Raw genomic sequence first — 18797 nt, 5'->3', positions numbered from 1 at the left:
AGCGGGAAAAGGGGCTCGAACCCTCGACCTCAACCTTGGCAAGGTTGCGCTCTACCAACTGAGCTATTCCCGCTTGGAACCGAATTGTAACCCGCCTGCGCCCTGTATGGTGCGCCGGCTGGAGGCCTGGGTCGGAATCGAACCGGCGTACACGGATTTGCAATCCGCTGCATAACCACTCTGCCACCAGGCCGGTGACGCCGTGCAGGACTTTAGGTCCTGTCGACAAAACGAAACCCCGCGTACAACCCGGGGCTTCGTCTTCGAAACTGGAGCGGGAAAAGGGGCTCGAACCCTCGACCTCAACCTTGGCAAGGTTGCGCTCTACCAACTGAGCTATTCCCGCTTGGGAGGCGAAATTCTACCCATCGCCGCCGGGGTGTCAATACTTGTTCTTTTCCGCAGCGCGCATGATCGGCCATGCAGCACGCAGATACAGCAGGCCCGACCACAGCGTGAGGATCGCCGCGATCGCCAGCAGCCAGTCGCCGATGATGAAGATCTCGCGGCCCAGCCACGGCAGCGGACGCGGCGGCTGGTCGGGCGTCACCGAGTACAGCAGGCACAGCAGCGCGACCATCTGCGCGATCGTCTTGATCTTGCCGATCGCCGCGACGCGCACGGTCGCACGCTGACCGAGTTCGGCCATCCACTCGCGCAGCGCGGACACTGCGATCTCGCGGCCCACGATCACTGCCGCCCAGAACGCCATCCACGGCGTCGGATGACCCTGCACGATCAGGAACAGCGCGACGGCGACCATCAGCTTGTCGGCCACCGGATCGAGGAACGCGCCGAATGCGGAGTACTGGTGGTATTTGCGCGCGATCCAGCCGTCGAGCCAGTCGGTGATCGACGCGAACGCGAACACGATCGCGGTGGCGAAGTTGGTCCACTGGAACGGCAAATAGAACACCAGCACCAGCACCGGGATCAGCATGATCCGCATCAGCGTGATCCAGGTGGGAATCGTGAATTTCATCGGACGCCTGTGGGGGATTCAGTCGTGTCCGGCCCCGGGGCCGGGGTCGAGTCCGTGTAGGGTCGCATAGATGCGCTGCGCCAGCGCCGCGTTGACGCCTTCGACCTGGGCGATCTGTTCGGCGCCGGCGGCCTTCAGCCCGCCCAGGCCACCGAAATGCTTCAGCAGGCTGGCGCGGCGGCGCGGGCCGATGCCGGGAATGTCCTCGAGCCGGCTGGTGGTGCGCGCCTTCTGGCGGCGTCCACGATGACCGGTGATCGCAAAACGATGCGCTTCGTCGCGCACCTGCTGGACCAATTGCAGGCCCGGCGACGCCGCGCCGGGCTTCAGTGCGCGGCCGTCCGGCAGCAGCAGGGTCTCGTCGCCGGGCTTGCGCGCTTCGCCCTTGGCCACGCCGACCAGACAGATGCCGGTGATGCCCAGCGTGCCGAGCACCGCACGCGCCTGCGCGACCTGGCCGGTGCCGCCGTCGATCAGCAGCACGTCGGGCAGGATGCCGGCGCCTTCTGCGGCCGCGGGCACGTCGGTGCCCGCTTCCACCGCGGCGATCTCGGCAGCGCGCGCGTCGGCGGCTTTTCGGAAGCGCCGGGTCAGCGCCTGGTGCATCGCCGCGTAGTCGTCGCCCGGTTCGATACCGGCGATGTTGTAGCGCCGGTACTGGCCACGCACCGGCCCGGCGGCGTCGAACACCACGCAAGAGGCGACCGTCGCCTCGCCCATCGTGTGGCTGATGTCGAAACACTCGATGCGCTGCGCGAGCGCGGCGAGACCGAGCATCTCGCGCAGCGATTCGGCGCGCGCATTCTGTGCAGCCTGGCTGCTCATTTCGGTGGCCAGCGAGATCTCGGCATTGCGACGCGCGAGATCCACGTAGCGAGCACGATCGCCGCGCACGCTGGTCTTGATCTGCACGCGGCGGCCGGTGGATTCGCTGAAGGCCTGTTCGAGCAGCGCCACGTCCTCGATCGCGCGGTCGAGCACGATCTCGCGCGGCGGCGTCTGCTCGGCATAATGCTGGGACACGAACGCGGCCAGCACTTCGGCCGGATCGTCGCTGCCGTTGGTGCGCGGATGGAACGCGCGCGTGCCCAGATTGCGGCCGTCGCGGAACGCCAGCAACAGCACACAGGCCTGGCTGCCCTGCATCGCGCAGGCGAGCACGTCCAGTTCGGCGACCTTGCCGTCGACGTACTGGCGCGCCTGCATGCTGCGCATGTTGCCGAGCAGATCGCGCAGACGCGCGGCGTCCTCGAAGTCGAGCTTCTCGGCGGCCGCTTCCATGTCACGCGTGACTTCCTGCGTGAGTTCGTCGCTGCGGCCGTCGAGGAACAGCGAGGCGCGGCGCACGGCATCGCCGTAGTCCTGCGACGAGATCATGCCGACACAGGGCGCGGTGCAGCGGCCGATCTGGTACTGCAGGCAGGGCCGCGAGCGGTTGCGGAACACGCTGTCCTCGCAGTTGCGCAGCTTGAAAAGCTTCTGCATCAGATTCAGCGTCTCGCGCACCGCGGTCACGCCTGGATACGGACCGAAGTAACGACCGGGCACGTTGCGCGGCCCGCGGTGCACGGCGATGCGCGGCCAGTCGTCGCTGGTCACCAGCACATAGGGATAACTCTTGTCGTCGCGCAGCGAGACGTTGTAGCGCGGTTTGAGCGATTTGATCAGCTGGTTTTCGAGCAGCAGCGCCTCGGCCTCGCTGCGCGTGACCGTGGTGTCCATGCGCGCGATCTGCGCGATCATGGCCATCGTCCGCGTGACCTTGGGCGTGGCGTTGAAGTAGCTCGCCACACGCTTGCGCAGATCCGCCGCCTTGCCGACGTACAGGACGGTGTCGTCCGCCGCATACATGCGGTAGACGCCCGGTGCGGTGCTGAGCCCAGCGACGAACGCCTTGCCGTCGAACATCACGCCACCGCCGCTTGTCTTGCGCGGCCCGGTCATTCGCCTATCGGAACGTGCCGCACGGCGCCGCTGACGGGGTCGAGCCGCAGCACGGCGTGCGCATCGGTATCAGCGATCCACACCGCATCGCTGCCGATCGCCAGACCGCCGGGCGCGTGCAGGCGTTGCGGCAGTTCGAAGGAGGTGAGTTCGCCGCCGCCGAGCCGCAGACGACGCAGGCTGTCGTTGCCGGCGTCGGCGATCCACAGCACCGGCGCATCGGGTTCGAGCGCGAGCGCCTGCGGATGCTGCATGCGGGCGTCGGTACGCGGACCATCGACGCGGCCGAACTGCCAGGGATCCTGACCGACCAGCGTCGACACCGCGCCGGTGCGCGTGTGTACGCTGCGGATCGCCGAGCCACTGGCATCGCAGACATAGAGCGTCTGCTGCACGCAGGCCAGCGACACGGGCTCGGCGAACGACGCCATCGATCCGCTGCCGTCCATCACCATGAGCTTACCGCTGCCGGCCAGCAGTTCAATCGACGAACGGCCGAGGTCGAGCCGCCAGATGCGGTTGTCGCCCGCGCACGCGATGTAGAGCTTGTCGCCGGCCAGCACAATGTCGCGCGGCTGGTCGAGGGCGACCCCGCGTGGATCGACCAGCGTGCCCTCGGCCGTGACCCCGGGGCGGCCCGCGCCGCAGATCGTCGCGATGTCGCCGCTGCGCAGTTCGATGCTTCGGACCGCGTGATTGCCGGTGTCGGCGACGTAGAGCACGTCGCGCTCGACGTAGATGCCGTGCGGACGCGTGAACGCAGCCAGTTCCATCGGCCCGTCGATGAAGCCGGGGCTGCCGCTGCCGAACTGCCGCAGGATGCGACCGCTGGTATCGCATTCGAGCACGCGGTGGTGGCCGCTGTCGGCGACGTAGAGGAAGTTGCCCGACAGCGCCAGACCGACCGGAAAACGCAACGGCAACGGCGGCTCGCCGCTGCGGCGCATCCGGATCGGATCGCCGTTGATCGCGTGCGGCGTGAGTTCGGCGGCCAGCGCACTGACGCGCGCATCGAGCTCACGGATGCCGCCTTCGCCGACGATACGCTCGCGCACCCGGCCCTCGCCGTCGATCAGCACGACCGTCGGCCAGGCTTCGATGCCGTAGTGCTGCCACAGCGTCCAGTCCGGATCGTGGGCGACCGGGAATTCAACGTGCTGGCGATGCGTGCGTTTGGACGCGCGGCGCGATTCGCGCTCGGCGTCGAAACGCGGCACGTGCACCGCGACGACGTTGAGGCGTTCGCGATGCCGCGCACGCAGATGGCCCAGATCGGCCAGCCGCTGCTGCGACCAGGCCGATGCGAGATTCACGAACGCGAGCGCACACACCTTGCCCCGCAACTGCGACATGCGCAGCGGGTCGGTCAGGTTCAGCCACTCCAGGCTGGCCGGGAACTCGGGAGCGATCGCGGCGTCGGTCATGCCCGGATTATGCGCGAACGGCCGGGGTACCGCGTCGATGCCGCGCGACGACCGTCTCGGCTGCCGCATCGACCAGCTGCCAGACTGTTTCGAACCCCGCCGCGTCGCCGGTATACGGATCCGGCACGTCACCGCCGCCCTGCCCGGCCCAGTCGAGCAACAGGGCGATTTCGCCCGTGGCGTCGGACGGCCGGCGCTCACGCACGATGCGCAGGGTGCTGGCGTCCGCGCACAGCAGCACGTCGAAATCGCGGTAATCGGCTGCGTCGAGCCTTCGAGCGCGCAGGCCGGAGATATCGACCCCATGGCCGGCGGCGTTGCGGATCGCGCGCGGGTCCGGCGGATCGCCGACATGCCAGTCGCCGGTGCCGCAGGAATCGACTTCGAGGACATCGCGCAGGCCTGCCGCGCTGATCCGCGCACGCAAGGCGCCTTCGGCCACCGGCGAGCGGCAGATGTTGCCGAGGCACACGATCAGCAGGCGGGTCATCCGACGTCGGCCAGACGGGCTGCCGCGCGGGCGAGGTCTTCCGGCGTATCGACGCCGGGCGGGAACGGCTCGGGCGCGATGCCGACCGCGACGCGATGACCGGCTTCCAGCACGCGCAGCTGTTCGAGCATTTCGATCTGCTCCAGACGACCCGGCGGCATGGCCGCGAACTGCTTCAGGAAGCCGACGCGATAGCCGTAGATGCCGATGTGCCGCCACCAGTCGCCGTCGGGCATCACGTCGCGGCTGCGCGCGAACGCATCGCGCGGCCACGGCACCGGCGCGCGGCTGAAGTACAGCGCATCGCCGCGTGCGCCGCGCACGACCTTCACCGCATTGGGGTCGAGCAATGTCTCGACATCCTCGACCGGCGCGCACAGCGTTGCGAGATCCACACCCGGCTGTGCGGCGAGCGCAGCCACCTCGCGGATGCCCGAGACCGGCGCGAAGGGTTCGTCACCCTGCAGATTCACGACGACCGTCGCATCGTCCCAGCCGGCAAGTGCAGCGCATTCGGCCAGTCGGTCCGTGCCGGAGGGATGATCGGGTGACGTCATCGCCACCTGCACCGGCGTGCCGGCGAGTGCTTCGCGCACGCGTGCATCGTCGGTCGCGACCCAGACTTCGTCGGCACCCGCCGCCAGCGCGCGACGCGCCACGTGCAGCACCAAGGGTTCACCGCCGAGCAGTTGCAGCGGCTTGCCCGGCAGACGGGTGGACGCATAACGCGCCGGAATGGCGACGACGAAACCGGTGGATGTGCTCATGCGGGGATTGTCACAGATCGGGTGTGGGCGGGCATCGCAAGGGGTTCTCAAACGACAGCCGACACCCCGGTGCTAGCGCGCTCGCACGCGATTGCGCGTGACCGGAATGCCGGCATCTCGCGCACGCGCGCGCCCACCACATCATCGGCACGCGCCGCACGATGCGTGGAGCGCAGCGAAAGCCATCGCATCGAAAGCCGCCTGGAAGCGGGCGCATCGCGATGCGTAGGCCTTCACCCCAGCCCCTCTCCCGCGGGAATAGGGGCTCAGGCAACACTGATCAGGTCTGTCCCTAATCGTCAGCGTGGCCTGAAGGCGAGTCTCGTCGGCCAGCGTTTGCTCAGCGCAGCTGCGCCAACCGGTCCAGCAGCGCAATCCAGAACGCTTCGGGCAGTTGCCCCGACACCGGCACGCTGTAATGCCGTTCGCCGGCGAAGCGCATGCACTTCACCGCGTCCTTTTCGGTCATCAGCACCGGCAGATCGCTGCCGAAACGCAGGTCTTCTGCGGTGTAGCGGTGATGGTCGGCGAAGGCGTGCGGGACGATCGCGATGCCGTGGCTGCGCAACGTCGCGAAGAAGCGTTCGGGATCGCCGATACCCGCGACCGCATGCACGCGCTGTCCGGCGAAACGCGACAGCGACAACGCGCGCCCGCCGACCAGCGGCAACGCCTGCCCGGTCATCAGCCGCATCGGCCACTCGCCGAATTCGGCGTCGGCATCGGTCGCGCTGCCGGTGTTGAGCACACGGAAATCGACGTCGGCGCTGCGCGTCGCCAGTTCACGCATCGGACCGGCCGGAATCAGCAGACCGTTGCCGTAGCGACGTACGCCGTCGATCACTTCGATTTCGACATCGCGACGCAGCCGATAATGCTGCAGACCATCGTCGCAGACCACGATGTCGCAGCCCGCCGCGATCAAGGCCTTGGCGGCCGCGACGCGATCGGCGTCGACGCGCACCTTCGCGCCGGTGCGCGCGGCGATCAGCACGGGCTCGTCGCCAGCGAGTTTCGGATCGGTCACCGGCTCGACCCAGCGCGGCGTGCCGGCGTCGTCGCGGCCATAGCCGCGGCTCGCCACGCCAGGGGTCCAGCCCGCGGCCTGCAGACGCGCGACGACCGCGATCGTCAGCGGCGTCTTGCCGCTGCCGCCTGCGATCAGATTGCCGATCACCAGCACGGGTTTCGAGACCTTGCGCGGACGCACGAACTTCAGCCGCAACCGCGACGCCGCGCCGTAGACACGGGCGAGCGCGCGCGCATGCAGCGGCGGACGGCTGCCATCGAACCAGTACCGCGGTGCTTTCATCCAGCGTCGCCCTCGCGGAACTGCATGCGATGCAGGCGCGCGTACAGACCGTCACGTTCGAGCAGCTGCTGGTGCGTGCCGTGTTCGACGAGCCGGCCATGGTCGAGCACCAGCACCTGGTCGGCGTGTTCGATCGTCGACAGGCGATGCGCGATGACCAGCGTGGTGCGGTCGGGCATCAGATGTTCGAGCGCGTCCTGCACCAGACGTTCGGACTCGGTATCGAGCGCGGCGGTGGCTTCATCAAGGATCAGGATCGGCGCGTCCTTGAGCATCGCGCGGGCAATCGCCAGGCGCTGGCGCTGGCCGCCCGACAGGCGACCGCCGCGACTGCCGATGCCGCTTTCCAGTTGCTTCGGCAGCTTCTCGATGAACTCCATCGCGTTCGCGCCGCGGATCGCCGCATCCAGCGCTTCGGGCGACACGCCGGCCATCTCGCCGTAAGCGATGTTCGCGGCCACGGTGTCGTCGAACAGCATCACCTGCTGGCCGACCAGCGCGATCTGCCGGCGCACGTCGGACAGTTTGTAGTCGTCGATCGGATGGCCGTCGAGCAGGATTTCGCCTTGCGCCTGCGAATAGAACCGCGGGATCAGCTTGATCAACGTCGACTTCCCGCTGCCGGAGCGACCGACGATCGCGGTCACCGTGCCGGGCTTCGCGACGAAACTGACATCCTCCAGCGCCGGCGCATTCTGGCTTGGATAGCGCGCACCGACGTTGCGGAACTCGATCTCACCGCGGGCACGTGCCAGCGGCAGCGAACCGGTGTCGCGCTCGTCGTCCGAATCGAGAATCTCGAACAGCCGCTCTGCCGAGGCCACGCCCCGCTGCAGCATGTTCTGCACGTTGGTCAGCTGCTTGAGCGCGGGAATGATCGCCATCATCGCGATCATCAACGCGACGAAGCCACCGGCGGTCAGACGTCCCTGCGAGGCTTCGTAACCGGCGATGACGATCAGCAGCGCCAGACCCACCGAGCCCATCAGCTGCACGACCGCCGACGAGATCGCACGCGTGGCCTCGACCTTGAGGTTCAGGCGCATGTGCACGTCGGCGACCGCGCGGTAGCGCGCGTTCTCGGCCGCCTGCGCGCCGTAGATCTTCACTTCCTGCTGGTTGCTCAGCGACTGGTCGGCCGCCTGCAGCAGCAGCGCCGAGCTGTCCTGGATGTTGTGGCTGACGCGTCGGTAACGACGCGCGACCTTGCCCATGATCCACGACAGCGGCGGCGCAATGACCAGGATCGTCAGCGTCACCTGCCAGCTGGTCCACAGCATCACGATCAGCGAGGCGATGATCTGCAGCGACTGCTGGATCATCACCTTGGCCGCGTCGACTGCGGCCTGCGAGACCTGGTCGGAATCCGAGCCCAGACGCACCAGCATCGACGGCACCGGCTCGGCATCGAAGCGCATGCCGGGCAGTCGCAGATACTTGCCAAGTACCCGCACGCGCAGGTCGCGGGCGATGCCGCGGCCGGCCTTGGCCATATTGTAGTCGGCCAGATAACCGGCGATGCCGCGCATCACGAACAGACCGATGATCGCCGCCGGCAACCACAGGTTCACGCCGGAGTTCTCGCCGACGAAGGTCTCGTCGATGATCGGCTCCATCATCTTGGTGAAGGCGCCGCCGGCGGCCGCCTCGATCAGCATGCCGACCAGCGCGACCGACAACAGGCCACGATAGTCGGTGGCGAACTGCAGCAGTCGGCGGTAGACCGGCCAAGCGCGATCGGCGCGCGCGGGGCCGGGCGTCGGCGCGTCGTGCTGCGCCTGGTCCACAACGGTACTCATGTCATTCCTCTTGCGTGGCCGCAGTGGGCGCTGCCGTCGTCTGCGGCGCGGTCGCATTCGCGATGCGCTTGAAACCGAGCTGGCCCAGCGCGTCGTAGGCGGTCACGACCGCCTGCCACGGGGTGCGTGCATCGGCGCGCAGCAGCACGGTGCGTTCGCGATCATCGCCGGCGACTTCCGCAATCGTGCGCTTGAGCGATTCGACATCGGTGCGCAGCGCCTCGCGGTCGTCGACGAAGTAACGGCCGTCGGCGTTGATCAGCAGGCTCAGCGTGCCGTCCTGCGCATCGTTGCGCTCGCCGTTGGCCTGCGGCAGCTCGAGCTTGAGCACCGAGCGCGCATCGAAGGTGGTCGTGATCACGAAGAAGATGATCAGCACCAGGATCACGTCGATGAGCGGCACGAGGTTGAGCTCCGGATTGTCATCGGCGCGGCGGTCGCGGATGCGCATGCGTCAGCCCTGCACCGGTGCCTGCACCTGCACGGGACGCCGGTTGCGCGGATCGATGACATCCATCAGCGCGATCGCCTCGTGTTCCATCTGCACGATATAGCCATCGATACGTGCACGAAAATGGCGGTGGAACATCAGCGCGGGGATCGCGACGATCATGCCCGCTGCCGCGCACACCAGCGCCTTGCCGATGCCGCCAGCCAGTTGGTTCACATCACCCACGCCGTGATCCATCACGCCCATGAACATCTGGATCATGCCGACCACGGTACCGAACAGGCCCAGCAGCGGGCCTGCGGCGGCGATCGTGCCCAGCGCATTGAGGTAACGCTCCATGCGGAAGGCGACATGGCGGCCGACATCCTCGACCCGCTCGCGGATCTCCTCGCGCGGCCGGCTGCGAACGTCCAGCGCAGCGGCCAGCAGCGCGCCCAGCGGCGCGGTGCCACGCAGGGATTCGATATGCGCGGGATCGAGCGTGCCACGCGCAGCCCAGGCGCGGACTTCCTCGCCCAGACCCGGCGGCAGCACCGCCTTGCGGCGCAGCGCCCAGAACCGCTCGACGATGATCGCCAGCGCGAGTGCCGACAGCAGCAACAACGGCAGCATCGGCCAGCCGCCAGCCTTCACCAGTTCGAGCACGCCAACCCCTTCGGCCGATGGCCGGTTCAATCCGGGGAATAGGATAGCCCAGCCTGCCCGGCCGCCCCGGCGCGCGCGTCGCGCCGCTCGGTCTGACGCGCGGCATCCCACAGCCGGGGCCGACGCACGCGTTCCTGCGTGACGGCCAGTCCGCCGGCCTGCAGCCGGAACCGCGTCGCGCCGCCGCCGGCCGTGCTGCCCACCGCAGCGCCCGCATTCGCCCAGCGCCCGACCACTTCTTCGTGCGGATGTCCGAAGCGGTTGCCGTGACCGGCCGACATCATCGCGACCGCGGCGCCAGCGACACGCACGAACGCGGGATCCGAGGAACTGCGGCTGCCGTGATGCGCGGCGATCACGACATCGGCCTCGAGCGAGGCCGCATCGCGCCGGACCAGCAGCCGCTCGACCAGATCATCGATATCGCCCGGCAGCAGTGCCGCGCCATGCGCAGTCTCGACGCGAAGCACGCAACTCGAAGGATTCCGGAACGCCGGGAAATGCAGGTCCGGATGCAGAAAACGGAACGTCACGCCGTCCAGCTGCCAGGCGCTGCCCATCAGACACGGGGACGCGCCCGGCACGCGGTCCCACTGCGGCGCGAACACCACGGGCGCGGCGAAGCGTCGCTGCACGGCACCGAAGCCGCCCGCATGGTCGGCATCGCCATGACTGACGACAATTGCGTCCAGCGTGCGCACGCCCAGCGCCTGCAGCGCAGGCACCACCACGCGTTCGCCGGCATCAAAGGCCTCCGGCACCGCCGGACCTGTGTCGTAGAGCAGCGTGTGGCGTGCGGTGCGGATCAGCACCGACAGCCCCTGCCCCACGTCCAACACCACCAGTTCGGCCTCACCGTGTCGCGGCAGGTGCCGGTCGGGCCACAGCAGCGGCAACCACAGCAGCATCACCAGCCACTTTCCCGGCACGCCGCGCGGCAGCAGCATCCAGAATGCGGCGAGCAATGCGAGCGGCAGGGCCAGCCAGTGCGGCTCGGGCAACCACCACAGCGAGACCGGACTCGCGGCCAGCCAGTCGAACAGCGGCCAGCTCAGATCGAAGGCCCACGCCGCGCTACGCCAGGCCCAGTCGCCGGCGCCGGTGTGGATCGCCTCCAGCCCGGTACCGACCAGCGCCAGCGGCACCACCACCAGGCTCCACCACGGAATCGCAACGAGATTGGCAATCGGGCCGGCCAGCGAGGCCTGCCCGAACAGGATCACCGTCAACGGCAGCAGACCGATGGTGGCCACCCATTGCGAGACCAGCAGCCCACGCAGCTTCGACAGTTCGCGGGCGTCGGGCAGGCACCAGACCAGCCACGCGACGCCGGCAAAGCTCAGCCAGAAGCCCGCCGAGAGCACCGACATCGGATCGACCAGCACCACGGCGATTGCCGCATAGGCGAGCGAATCGGCGATGCGCAAATGCCGCCGCGCCAATCGCGCGATCACCACCACGCCGATCATCAGCACCGTGCGCACGGTGGGCAGTTCCCAGCCGGCGACCGCCGCGTAGACCGTACTCGCCAGCAGCGCGACGATCGCCGCCGCCTGCGGACGTGGCAGCCAGCGGCCCAGCCATGGCAGGCACCACCACACGCCTGTCGCGACCAGCGCGAAGAAGCCGCCGACCATGCCGACGTGGAAACCGGAGATCGCGATCAGATGCGTCAGCCCGGTCGCGCGCAGGGCTTCCCAATCCAGATCGCCAAGCGCGCGCGTATCACCGATCGCCAGCGCCCGCACATAGCGCGCACTGTCGCGCGCGACCACGGCGTCGATGCGCATCGCGACCCGTTCGCGCCACCGATCCACACCACGCCCCGCATCGAGACGCGTGACCGGTTCGGCGCTGCGCACATAGCCCACAGCGGTGACACGCTGGGCCATCGCCCGCTTCTCGCCATCGAACCAGCCCGGATTGCGCAGCCCGCGCGGCGCCCGCAGGCGCGCAGTGAATGTCCATGCGCTGCCAGCGTCCAGATCGAACCGCCGAAGATCCGGCCCCTCCCGCCGATCGTCATACCAGGACAGACGCAGCAGGCGGCCGCGCAAGGGTCGCGGGACGGAGTCGTCGCCAGCGACGCGAAACAGAAACGCCGTGCGCTGCGGCTCGTGCACCGGCAGGCCGGTGATCTGACCGCGCACCGCGAAGTCGCCCCGCTCCATGGAGGCGGGCAACTGAACCGACAGGGCATAGGCCGTGTGCACACCACACAACGCGGCACCCACGAGGCACGCCGCCGCCAGCCGGCCGTACCCGCGCCACAGCGCCCAGGCCACGCACCCCATCGCGAGCGCACACGCCATTGCCCACCAGGGTGGCAAGCCGGGCAGTTGCAGACAGGTGATCGCGCCAAGCACCAGCGCGACCGCAACACCCAGGCCGAGGCCAGGCACCCGCATCGCGCTCACGTGACCGGCAACCGGTCCAGCGGACTGCGCACGCCCAGACCGCCGCGATTGAGTACATGGGTGTAGATCTGTGTAGTCGACAGATCCTTGTGGCCCAGCAGTGCCTGGATCGTCCGGATGTCCTGACCCGCCTCGAGCAGATGCGTCGCGAACGAATGTCGCAGCGTATGGCAGCTCGCTGGCTTGAGAAGCCCGGCGCGCCTCGTTGCGCTATGCACAGCGCGCTGGAGGACCGACTCGTCGAGATGATGACGCCGGCACGTCCCGTCCCGCGGATCACGGGACCGCCGCCGCGCGGGAAACACATACTGCCAACCGGGCTCACGTGCGGCGTTTGGATATTTGCGTGCAAGTGCGTCGGGCAGCCACACGTCACCATGACCCATTGCAAGATCAGCGGCATGCAGATGCAGCGCACGCGCGACCTCGTCACGCAGACCCGCAACCAGACGTTCGGGCAGCGGCACATGACGATCCTTGCCGCCCTTGCCCTGTCGCACGACGATCTGTCGCTGCGCGAAATCGACATCCTTGATCCGCAGTCGCATGGCCTCCATCAGCCGCATGCCAGTGCCGTACAACAAACCGGCGAGCAGCGCCGTCCGCCCTTCCATTGCCAGCAGCAGACGCTGGACCTCCTCGGCACTCAGCACGACGGGCAACCGCCGCGGCCGTTTGGCACGGATCACCGCGTCCATCCACGGCAGTTCGATCCCAAGCACCTCGCGATACAGAAACAGCAACGCCGCCAATGCCTGGTTCTGTGTGCCTGCCGCCACCCGATGCCGCGTCGCCAGCACCGTGAGGAACGCCGCAACGTCCGCGCCGCCCATCTCGCGCGGATGCCGTTTGCCATTGGCCAGAATGAAACGCCGAATCCAGCCCACATAAGCCTGCTCGGTGCGGATACTGAGATGCCGCACCCGGCACCGCGCGCGCACCTGATCCAGCAGGCGCGGCGCCGCGGCTGACTCTGTTTCCACCCCGCTTCCGTCGGATAACACCGCGCGCCTCCATGCGCCGGATAACGCATGCAGGCTAAATCGAGTCCGCATACCAACGCTTGCGACAAGGCGTTGATTCCGCGTCGGAAATCCCCTCTTGGCGACCACCGGAGTTCCAACGCATACTCGGCGCAACACCCCGTTTCCGGGGTCGAATACTAGTTAGGGCGCACTTGTGACCACTCCGCAACTGACAACATTGGAAGCTGACGGCTGGATGATCGACGACGGTGAGATAGCTCGTGCCGAAAATCCAGAAAAGTTCTGGATTCCACCGCTCCGTGACCGCCAGTCGCTTGAGCCTGGGTCTATCGTCAAGATCCGTTTCTATATCCGTGCGCCCAATGACTCCGGTGACCTCGTAGATCACGGGGAGCGCATGTGGGTCCAAGTCAAAGAGCGGCACGGTGAGTGGTACTTTGGAGCACTGGACAACGACCCATACTGTACAGACGCCATCCAAGCGGGCATGCCTCTTTGGTTCCAGCCTCGCCATGTCATAGACATTGATCAGGGCTGACCTATGCAGGTGCGCCCTAACAATTCATTCAAGCCGACGCCGCTTCGCGACGCGGCTTAATTCAAGCGTTAGGCCCCAATGCGAAACTTCACCATCGCCCTGACAGTTTTTCTCCTTGGAGGTTGCGCTAGCTCAAGAGAGGAGGCGGCGTTCCACGCTGACCGGGCCAGATGCAGTGAGGCGCATCTCGCAACCTTGGAGAGCAATGCCGCGGCGTCGGACCTTAAGCTGACAGCCGCTGTCGAGAGCGGTAAGGCTGGAGGCTGGCCGGATGGAGCTGCCGAGGCGGCAGCACGTGCCGCAGCAAAAGCAGCAATGGCGCACGCGGATTTCGCTCAAGGCATGGGGAACTGTGCCCAAAGCGTGTCCCTGAGGCCTAACAATTCATTCAAGCCGACGCCGCTTCGCGGCGCGGCTTAATTCAGGTGTTAGGCGGCAGGGAGACTCATGCGTGCTACGAATATCTTGATCCTGTCTTCGACGCTCATCGTTGTGGCCGTGCTGGTCGCTTTAGTAGTGTTCCGAGCGCAAGGTAGAAGAGGCGTAGACGCAGAAATCTTGGAAGCGCGAGCAGAGAGGCGATTCGTTGCTGAGCGTGGTCTCTCGCCGTGTGATCCACACGCCAGGGAAGTTCTTATCCTGGCCCAAGCCAAGCTACGTCGGGAAGCCGTGGCACACGACGGTCTGATCGCAGTTGTAGCGCCAACCTTCAGCCCCTTAGAGATCATCGTACAGACCGATAGTGGGTACAGCGCCTATCAGGTCGGATCCGAGAACCTCTTTGCTCCGCCGGCATCTGACTGGTTCTCCGGGGAGCTTCGGAAAATATCCGAGGTCCAGTTGCAACCGCCTGCGTTGTATAACGTTCAAGCTACTTTGAGCAGATCTGTCAGGTATGCAATGACCGCCCGCGAGTATGGCCTTGATGGCGTTGCCTATTACATCGGATGGGCTGAGGACTCTTGCGCCTTTACATCTCACCCGCGTGAAGAAGGCCCAGCTGCACTGGTCACCCAGTTGCTCGCAGAGATGTCTGACTCAGACCCCTCTTCTGAAAAGATTGAAACTTTGGCCGCTGCGATTGACAAGCACGATGCGGCACGGTAAGCCGCCTAACAATGCGTTCAAGCCGAACCCGCTTCGTTACGTGGCCCAGGCGGCAGGTAAAGCTTGCCACCTGGTCCACTCCACTGCGCGGGTCGGCTTAACTTAGGCGTTAGGCGGCTATGGAAAATCACCTAAGCTCCAATCAAAAGGCCTTGCATCGCATAGTCAGTGAGGTGCTGCACTACATCTGGGATCCAATCGGTGTCGCTGGCTCCGTCGGCGCACGAGATGAGTATGACGGCTACGCTGATCACGTGTTCTCTCTTCTGTGGCACGGCTCGGAGGCATCATCAATTGTCCAGTATCTAGTCCAAGTCGCTGACGAGCGCATGGGTCTATCGGGTACCGAAACGCAAGCAGCTTTGGCAGCTTATAAATTGGTGGAGTGGCGTGATGAAATCTCCAGGTAGCCGCCTAACAATTCATTCAAGCCGAACTTGCTTCGTTACGGCAACAACATGGCAGAAAAAGCTTGCCATGTTGTCACCTCCACTGGGCAAGTCGGCTTAATTCAGGCGTTAGGTGCCTTGTCGAATGTCCGCGCTAATCATCAAGAACGAGCCACTCCAGCACCCTGACGACGACTCCGGCCATCCAATTCCGTCGCTTGCCGCGCTCGACGTAGTGGCAATCCTCAAGGGTGGTGGCGCTGACCTGTTTATCATCGTCGCGGCACCCTTGGCCGCAGACCGTCGCTCCCTTAAACGGCTGCAGGACAAGATTGAAGCGTATTTGCGTCACATCCAATCTGCGGAGTTCCAGGCTGAGGCGGGCGCACCTACTCCAAGTAGCACCACCATCAAAGTTATGCTTCACCCGAGCTCATCGCCGGAGGCATGCGAGCTTCTGGATCGTTCAAAAGACTGGGTTCTGGCCAACCAAGCTACTCTCAAAGTCGAGCAGCTGGATCTTGCTGTTCACTAGACCGGCACCTAACAATTCATTCAAGCCGACGTCGCCTCGCGGCGCGGCTTAATTCTGGCGTTAGGCGGCATGGGAAGATCACCGATAGCTGTTAGGGCGATATCTGTCGAGGAGCGCATCATTCTCCAGCGTGCACTTCAGTACGCTCCAGCAGATGGTGCTCACCTGCCCTCGCTAGACCAGCTCGATTCGCTACACGTCGTGGGCAAATGTCAGTGCGGCTGCGCGTCAGTTGACTTTCAGCACCTCAAGTCTGGTGAGATTGCCAACGTGGTTGCTGACGCTATTGGTGAGACCCTCGCCGGGGAACGAGTGGGCGTTCTTGTTTTTGCACTCGGCGGCAACTTCCAGAGGCTGGAGATCGTCGGCTACTCAGACAATCCCGCGCCCATGCCGGTACCTTCTACAGTTCGCGGTTGGGACGGACAGGGTGCCGCTTAACAATTCATTCAAGCCGATGCAGCTTCGCGGCACGGCTTAATTCAGGCGTGAGGCATGCTCATCCGTCTCCTCGGCGCTTTCACAGTTCTAGTACTTGCTGCCTGCGGCGGCGCTGAGACCGCGCCTGCACTGGAGCGAGGCTGGGCCCCTGCAGGCGCGTGCGTCTTCGTGGGAAATCGCGTAGATGATCACTCCTGTGCAACCACTGGCACCCAGCTGCTCGCCAATCCGCAAACCTACGATGGGCGCCGCATATCGTTGCGTGGTTGGGGAGTTGCAGGTCGTAACCACTCGGACAAACCTGTGGTGTGGCTCTACCTCACCCAAGACGCTGTAGAAGCGACGGCCACCCACTCCGTGGTGGTGCTAGAGGGGCCGGCTCTTCCCGATATCGTGGCGTTCCTAGAGAAGCAGCAAAGCGATTTGGTAGAGCCGCGGCTCGTGGGAGTGACCGGTGACTTTGAGGTGTTCAAGCCGGACGCTTCCGGTAGTCGACGAAAGGACACTGCAGAATGCTGTCGGTTTGGCATAGTTCGCAACATAAGCGGATGGGGCCCGTAGCCCGCATGCCTAAAAATTCATTCAAGCCGAACCCGCTTCGCGGGTCGGCTTAATTCAGGCGTCAGGACCCATGATCATTTCCTTTCGAGGTCCAACATTCTTTGCCCCTGAGGATGAGGATCATTTTTTTGGTTGGCTGTACTCGCTACCCGAATACAAAGACGTTCGCGGCAGGCTGACCACTTTAGATTTGGAGCTCACCTATCCGGTGAGTGCTGGCTCCGTCCGGCAACTGTTGGTCGTCTTTCGTCGTTGGTGCATTGACCCGACCCCGTTGCTTCCTCTACGGTCGCCTGAGACGGATAGGTTCGTCCTTTGGGATACTTCCCTGCAACAGGCCTCATCTGGGGCCTAACAATTCATTCAAGCCGAAACCGCTTCGCGGGTCGGCTTAATTCGGGTGTTAGGCGCTTCAATGACCTTATCGGCAGCCCTTGCAGCCATCGTCCTAGCCAGCTCTTCGGCAAGCCCGGAGCTGTGCCGCGACGTCGAGAATAGGATCGAACCGGATATGCGCATTTTGGAATCTGATCTAAGTCGGTCAGCTGCAATCGATTCTGCTGAAAAACTTAAGGGCATGGTTGCGCGCGGCGATTTGACCGGTGAGTTCCAATCCGGATCACTTAATCAGTCAAAGATCATCCACGGACACATCCTGCTTCAGCAGGCAATGGCAGACCGAAAGGAGTTTGGCCCTGATTCGGCAGAGTCGTCAGATTCAGCAAGGTCGCTATGCGCTTGGCTCAGCACAGAGGGCTTTTGGCATGACTAGTTCGCGGGCCGCGCCCAACAAGTCATTCAAGCCGATGCCGCTTCGCTCCACTGCTTAATTCAAGCGTTAGAGGCTATGGACAGCTCCCAGCTACTGGCAAAAGCATTCTTGGCGCTCGCGCTTACCTGCATAGTCGCTGTCGTCATTATCTTTAACATCACTGGCGCGGGTCTTCTAGTCAGATTACTTGTCTAAGCCTTTCTGGCCGGCCCACTCGCCAGCGGCATCTCCACAGCGCTTTCGTTTCGATCAGGCTCACCCAAGCCGCTGTAATACATTTGCAGGGCTGCCTTTGGTGCTTACACTTTGACAGCTGCTTCAGTCATCCTCTGGGCAGTGGTGGTAAAGCCACCATTCGGCTAGCCTCTAACAATTCATTCAAGCCGAGGCCTTCGGCGCGGCTTAACTCAGCCGTTAGGCCGCAGGAGACAGATCGTGAAGGATTCAACAGCCGTTTCAGGGCGGAAGATCGCAAGGATCTTTGTTCTGAGCGTCCTCGCGGCATCTGCAGGCACGTTGCTGGCTCATCTATTTGGCTCAACTCTGCAAACCTCACCAGTCTGGCTTGGCCCTGCACTCGTCATTGCTGCACTCACGGTACTGATTTGCGCTTTCCTGTTGCTGCCTATCTTCGTACGTGCCCTGAGGGCCAATAGACATGGGCCAGCGGCCTAACGATTCGTTCAAGCCGAGCCCGCATCGTTGCTGCCTCGACAGGGCGCGGCGCGGATTAATTCAGCCGTCAGACCCTACATGCAGCAACTGCCGTCATTGAGGGAATTGCTCATCCGCGGCAACCAAGCAGTAGAGTCGAACCCGCGTGGCGACCTGCCCCCACTCCAGGAGATTGCAATGCAGAAGCTTTTGAGGATCCTCGTCGCATTGCCCTTGAGTATTTTTTCGGCTGCCGGCCAAGCCGATCCGACTGACTTATTCACTGTGTCGGCGAAGTTGACAAGCGCGGGTCAAACCTTTGCAGAGCCAAAAGTCGTTGCGCGTGTCAACTCACCCGCGAGCATCGAGGTGGATGGGGCGGACGGCTACACTCTCGTCATCACGGTCTCGGATCTCGCCGCAGATAAAATTCGAGTGGTCGCGGATCTGGACTCATCCTACGGTGCCATGGCGCCGATCATGTTTGTGCGGCCAGGTGAGCCTGGCAGTGTCTGGGTCGGAGATCTTGGCCTTGAGCTGACGGTCAGGCGGAATGGCGGCTAGCGAAATTTTCGCGCCCATG

At 64.9% G+C, this 18797-nt stretch carries 15 protein-coding genes and 3 tRNA genes; 4 read left to right on the top strand and 14 right to left on the bottom strand.

The genetic code is table 11. The features are described from left to right. The 14 genes from ACZ9YD_RS04725 to ACZ9YD_RS04660 all read right to left on the bottom strand — a co-directional run bounded on the left by ACZ9YD_RS04725 (position 1) and on the right by ACZ9YD_RS04660 (position 13235). Positions 1-73: transfer RNA gene (locus ACZ9YD_RS04725), tRNA-Gly, on the bottom strand. Positions 74-119: 46 nt separating this feature from the next. Then, a tRNA-Cys gene (locus tag ACZ9YD_RS04720) sits at positions 120-193 on the bottom strand. 77 nt (positions 194-270) lie between these two features. Continuing rightward, positions 271-346, bottom strand: a tRNA-Gly gene (locus tag ACZ9YD_RS04715). Between the two features lie 36 nt (positions 347-382). Further along, entirely contained in the window at positions 383-982 is a 600-nt protein-coding gene (pgsA, locus tag ACZ9YD_RS04710; protein ID WP_232136035.1) for a CDP-diacylglycerol--glycerol-3-phosphate 3-phosphatidyltransferase, read from the bottom strand. Between the two features lie 18 nt (positions 983-1000). Next, positions 1001-2890, bottom strand: coding sequence for an excinuclease ABC subunit UvrC (gene uvrC, locus ACZ9YD_RS04705; protein ID WP_465074679.1), 1890 nt, complete (start codon positions 2888-2890; stop codon positions 1001-1003). A 32-nt stretch (positions 2891-2922) separates the two neighbouring features. Next, positions 2923-4350, bottom strand: coding sequence for a thioredoxin-like domain-containing protein (locus tag ACZ9YD_RS04700; protein WP_465073986.1), 1428 nt, complete (start codon positions 4348-4350; stop codon positions 2923-2925). Positions 4351-4357: 7 nt separating this feature from the next. Next, positions 4358-4840, bottom strand: a complete 483-nt coding sequence (locus ACZ9YD_RS04695; protein WP_465073985.1) for a low molecular weight protein-tyrosine-phosphatase — start codon at positions 4838-4840, stop codon at positions 4358-4360. Then, complete coding sequence (kdsB, locus tag ACZ9YD_RS04690; RefSeq protein ID WP_465073984.1) at positions 4837-5607, bottom strand: 3-deoxy-manno-octulosonate cytidylyltransferase; 771 nt, start codon at positions 5605-5607, stop codon at positions 4837-4839. The genes ACZ9YD_RS04695 and kdsB overlap by 4 nt, the downstream gene beginning before the upstream one ends. Positions 5608-5947: 340 nt before the next feature. After that, positions 5948-6919: a tetraacyldisaccharide 4'-kinase gene (gene lpxK / locus ACZ9YD_RS04685; RefSeq protein WP_465073983.1), complete on the bottom strand. Its 972-nt coding sequence runs from the start codon at positions 6917-6919 to the stop codon at positions 5948-5950. Beyond that, on the bottom strand, positions 6916-8718 hold the full coding sequence (msbA, locus tag ACZ9YD_RS04680; protein ID WP_465073982.1) for a lipid A export permease/ATP-binding protein MsbA: 1803 nt from the start codon (positions 8716-8718) through the stop codon (positions 6916-6918). Before msbA ends, lpxK begins: the two co-directional genes overlap by 4 nt. Before the next feature lies 1 nt (position 8719). Next, complete coding sequence (locus ACZ9YD_RS04675) at positions 8720-9169, bottom strand: ExbD/TolR family protein (protein ID WP_465073981.1); 450 nt, start codon at positions 9167-9169, stop codon at positions 8720-8722. Between the two features lie 3 nt (positions 9170-9172). Beyond that, entirely contained in the window at positions 9173-9814 is a 642-nt protein-coding gene (locus tag ACZ9YD_RS04670; RefSeq protein WP_465074678.1) for a MotA/TolQ/ExbB proton channel family protein, read from the bottom strand. 26 nt (positions 9815-9840) lie between these two features. After that, positions 9841-12222 carry a DNA internalization-related competence protein ComEC/Rec2 gene (locus tag ACZ9YD_RS04665; protein ID WP_465073980.1) on the bottom strand — a complete coding sequence of 794 codons (2382 nt, stop codon included), beginning with the start codon at positions 12220-12222 and terminating at the stop codon, positions 9841-9843. A 5-nt stretch (positions 12223-12227) separates the two neighbouring features. Then, on the bottom strand, positions 12228-13235 hold the full coding sequence (locus tag ACZ9YD_RS04660; RefSeq protein WP_465073979.1) for an integron integrase: 1008 nt from the start codon (positions 13233-13235) through the stop codon (positions 12228-12230). Between the two features lie 175 nt (positions 13236-13410). Between ACZ9YD_RS04660 and ACZ9YD_RS04655 the strand changes: the two genes are divergently transcribed. The 4 genes from ACZ9YD_RS04655 (at position 13411) to ACZ9YD_RS04640 (ending at position 18778) form a co-directional block, all read left to right on the top strand. Beyond that, positions 13411-13755 carry a hypothetical protein gene (locus ACZ9YD_RS04655; RefSeq protein WP_465073978.1) on the top strand — a complete coding sequence of 115 codons (345 nt, stop codon included), beginning with the start codon at positions 13411-13413 and terminating at the stop codon, positions 13753-13755. A 447-nt stretch (positions 13756-14202) separates the two neighbouring features. Further along, the gene (locus tag ACZ9YD_RS04650) at positions 14203-14862 is read left to right on the top strand and encodes a hypothetical protein (RefSeq protein ID WP_465073977.1); all 660 of its coding nucleotides are present in this window, start codon (positions 14203-14205) and stop codon (positions 14860-14862) included. A gap of 534 nt (positions 14863-15396) precedes the next feature. Then, positions 15397-15786, top strand: coding sequence for a DUF6572 domain-containing protein (locus ACZ9YD_RS04645; protein ID WP_465073976.1), 390 nt, complete (start codon positions 15397-15399; stop codon positions 15784-15786). 2527 nt (positions 15787-18313) lie between these two features. Then, on the top strand, positions 18314-18778 hold the full coding sequence (locus ACZ9YD_RS04640) for a hypothetical protein (RefSeq protein WP_465073975.1): 465 nt from the start codon (positions 18314-18316) through the stop codon (positions 18776-18778). Positions 18779-18797 lie beyond the last annotated feature (19 nt).

It is taken from the genome of Luteimonas sp. AC640a, from assembly GCF_979256585.1.
This window is presented reverse-complemented; position numbering and strand designations above follow the sequence as displayed.

What these genes read in the sequence shown, in the direction of transcription:
- ACZ9YD_RS04640 (WP_465073975.1), top strand. Translation starts at nt 18,314, where the DNA reads ATGCAGCAACTGCCGTCATTGAGGGAATTGCTCATCCGCGGCAACCAA.
- msbA (WP_465073982.1), bottom strand. Translation starts at nt 8,718, where the DNA reads ATGAGTACCGTTGTGGACCAGGCGCAGCACGACGCGCCGACGCCCGGC.
- ACZ9YD_RS04645 (WP_465073976.1), top strand. Translation starts at nt 15,397, where the DNA reads ATGTCCGCGCTAATCATCAAGAACGAGCCACTCCAGCACCCTGACGAC.
- kdsB (WP_465073984.1), bottom strand. Translation starts at nt 5,607, where the DNA reads ATGAGCACATCCACCGGTTTCGTCGTCGCCATTCCGGCGCGTTATGCG.
- ACZ9YD_RS04665 (WP_465073980.1), bottom strand. Translation starts at nt 12,222, where the DNA reads ATGCGGGTGCCTGGCCTCGGCCTGGGTGTTGCGGTCGCGCTGGTGCTT.
- ACZ9YD_RS04695 (WP_465073985.1), bottom strand. Translation starts at nt 4,840, where the DNA reads ATGACCCGCCTGCTGATCGTGTGCCTCGGCAACATCTGCCGCTCGCCG.
- ACZ9YD_RS04700 (WP_465073986.1), bottom strand. Translation starts at nt 4,350, where the DNA reads ATGACCGACGCCGCGATCGCTCCCGAGTTCCCGGCCAGCCTGGAGTGG.
- uvrC (WP_465074679.1), bottom strand. Translation starts at nt 2,890, where the DNA reads ATGTTCGACGGCAAGGCGTTCGTCGCTGGGCTCAGCACCGCACCGGGC.
- lpxK (WP_465073983.1), bottom strand. Translation starts at nt 6,919, where the DNA reads ATGAAAGCACCGCGGTACTGGTTCGATGGCAGCCGTCCGCCGCTGCAT.
- ACZ9YD_RS04650 (WP_465073977.1), top strand. Translation starts at nt 14,203, where the DNA reads ATGCGTGCTACGAATATCTTGATCCTGTCTTCGACGCTCATCGTTGTG.
- pgsA (WP_232136035.1), bottom strand. Translation starts at nt 982, where the DNA reads ATGAAATTCACGATTCCCACCTGGATCACGCTGATGCGGATCATGCTG.
- ACZ9YD_RS04675 (WP_465073981.1), bottom strand. Translation starts at nt 9,169, where the DNA reads ATGCGCATCCGCGACCGCCGCGCCGATGACAATCCGGAGCTCAACCTC.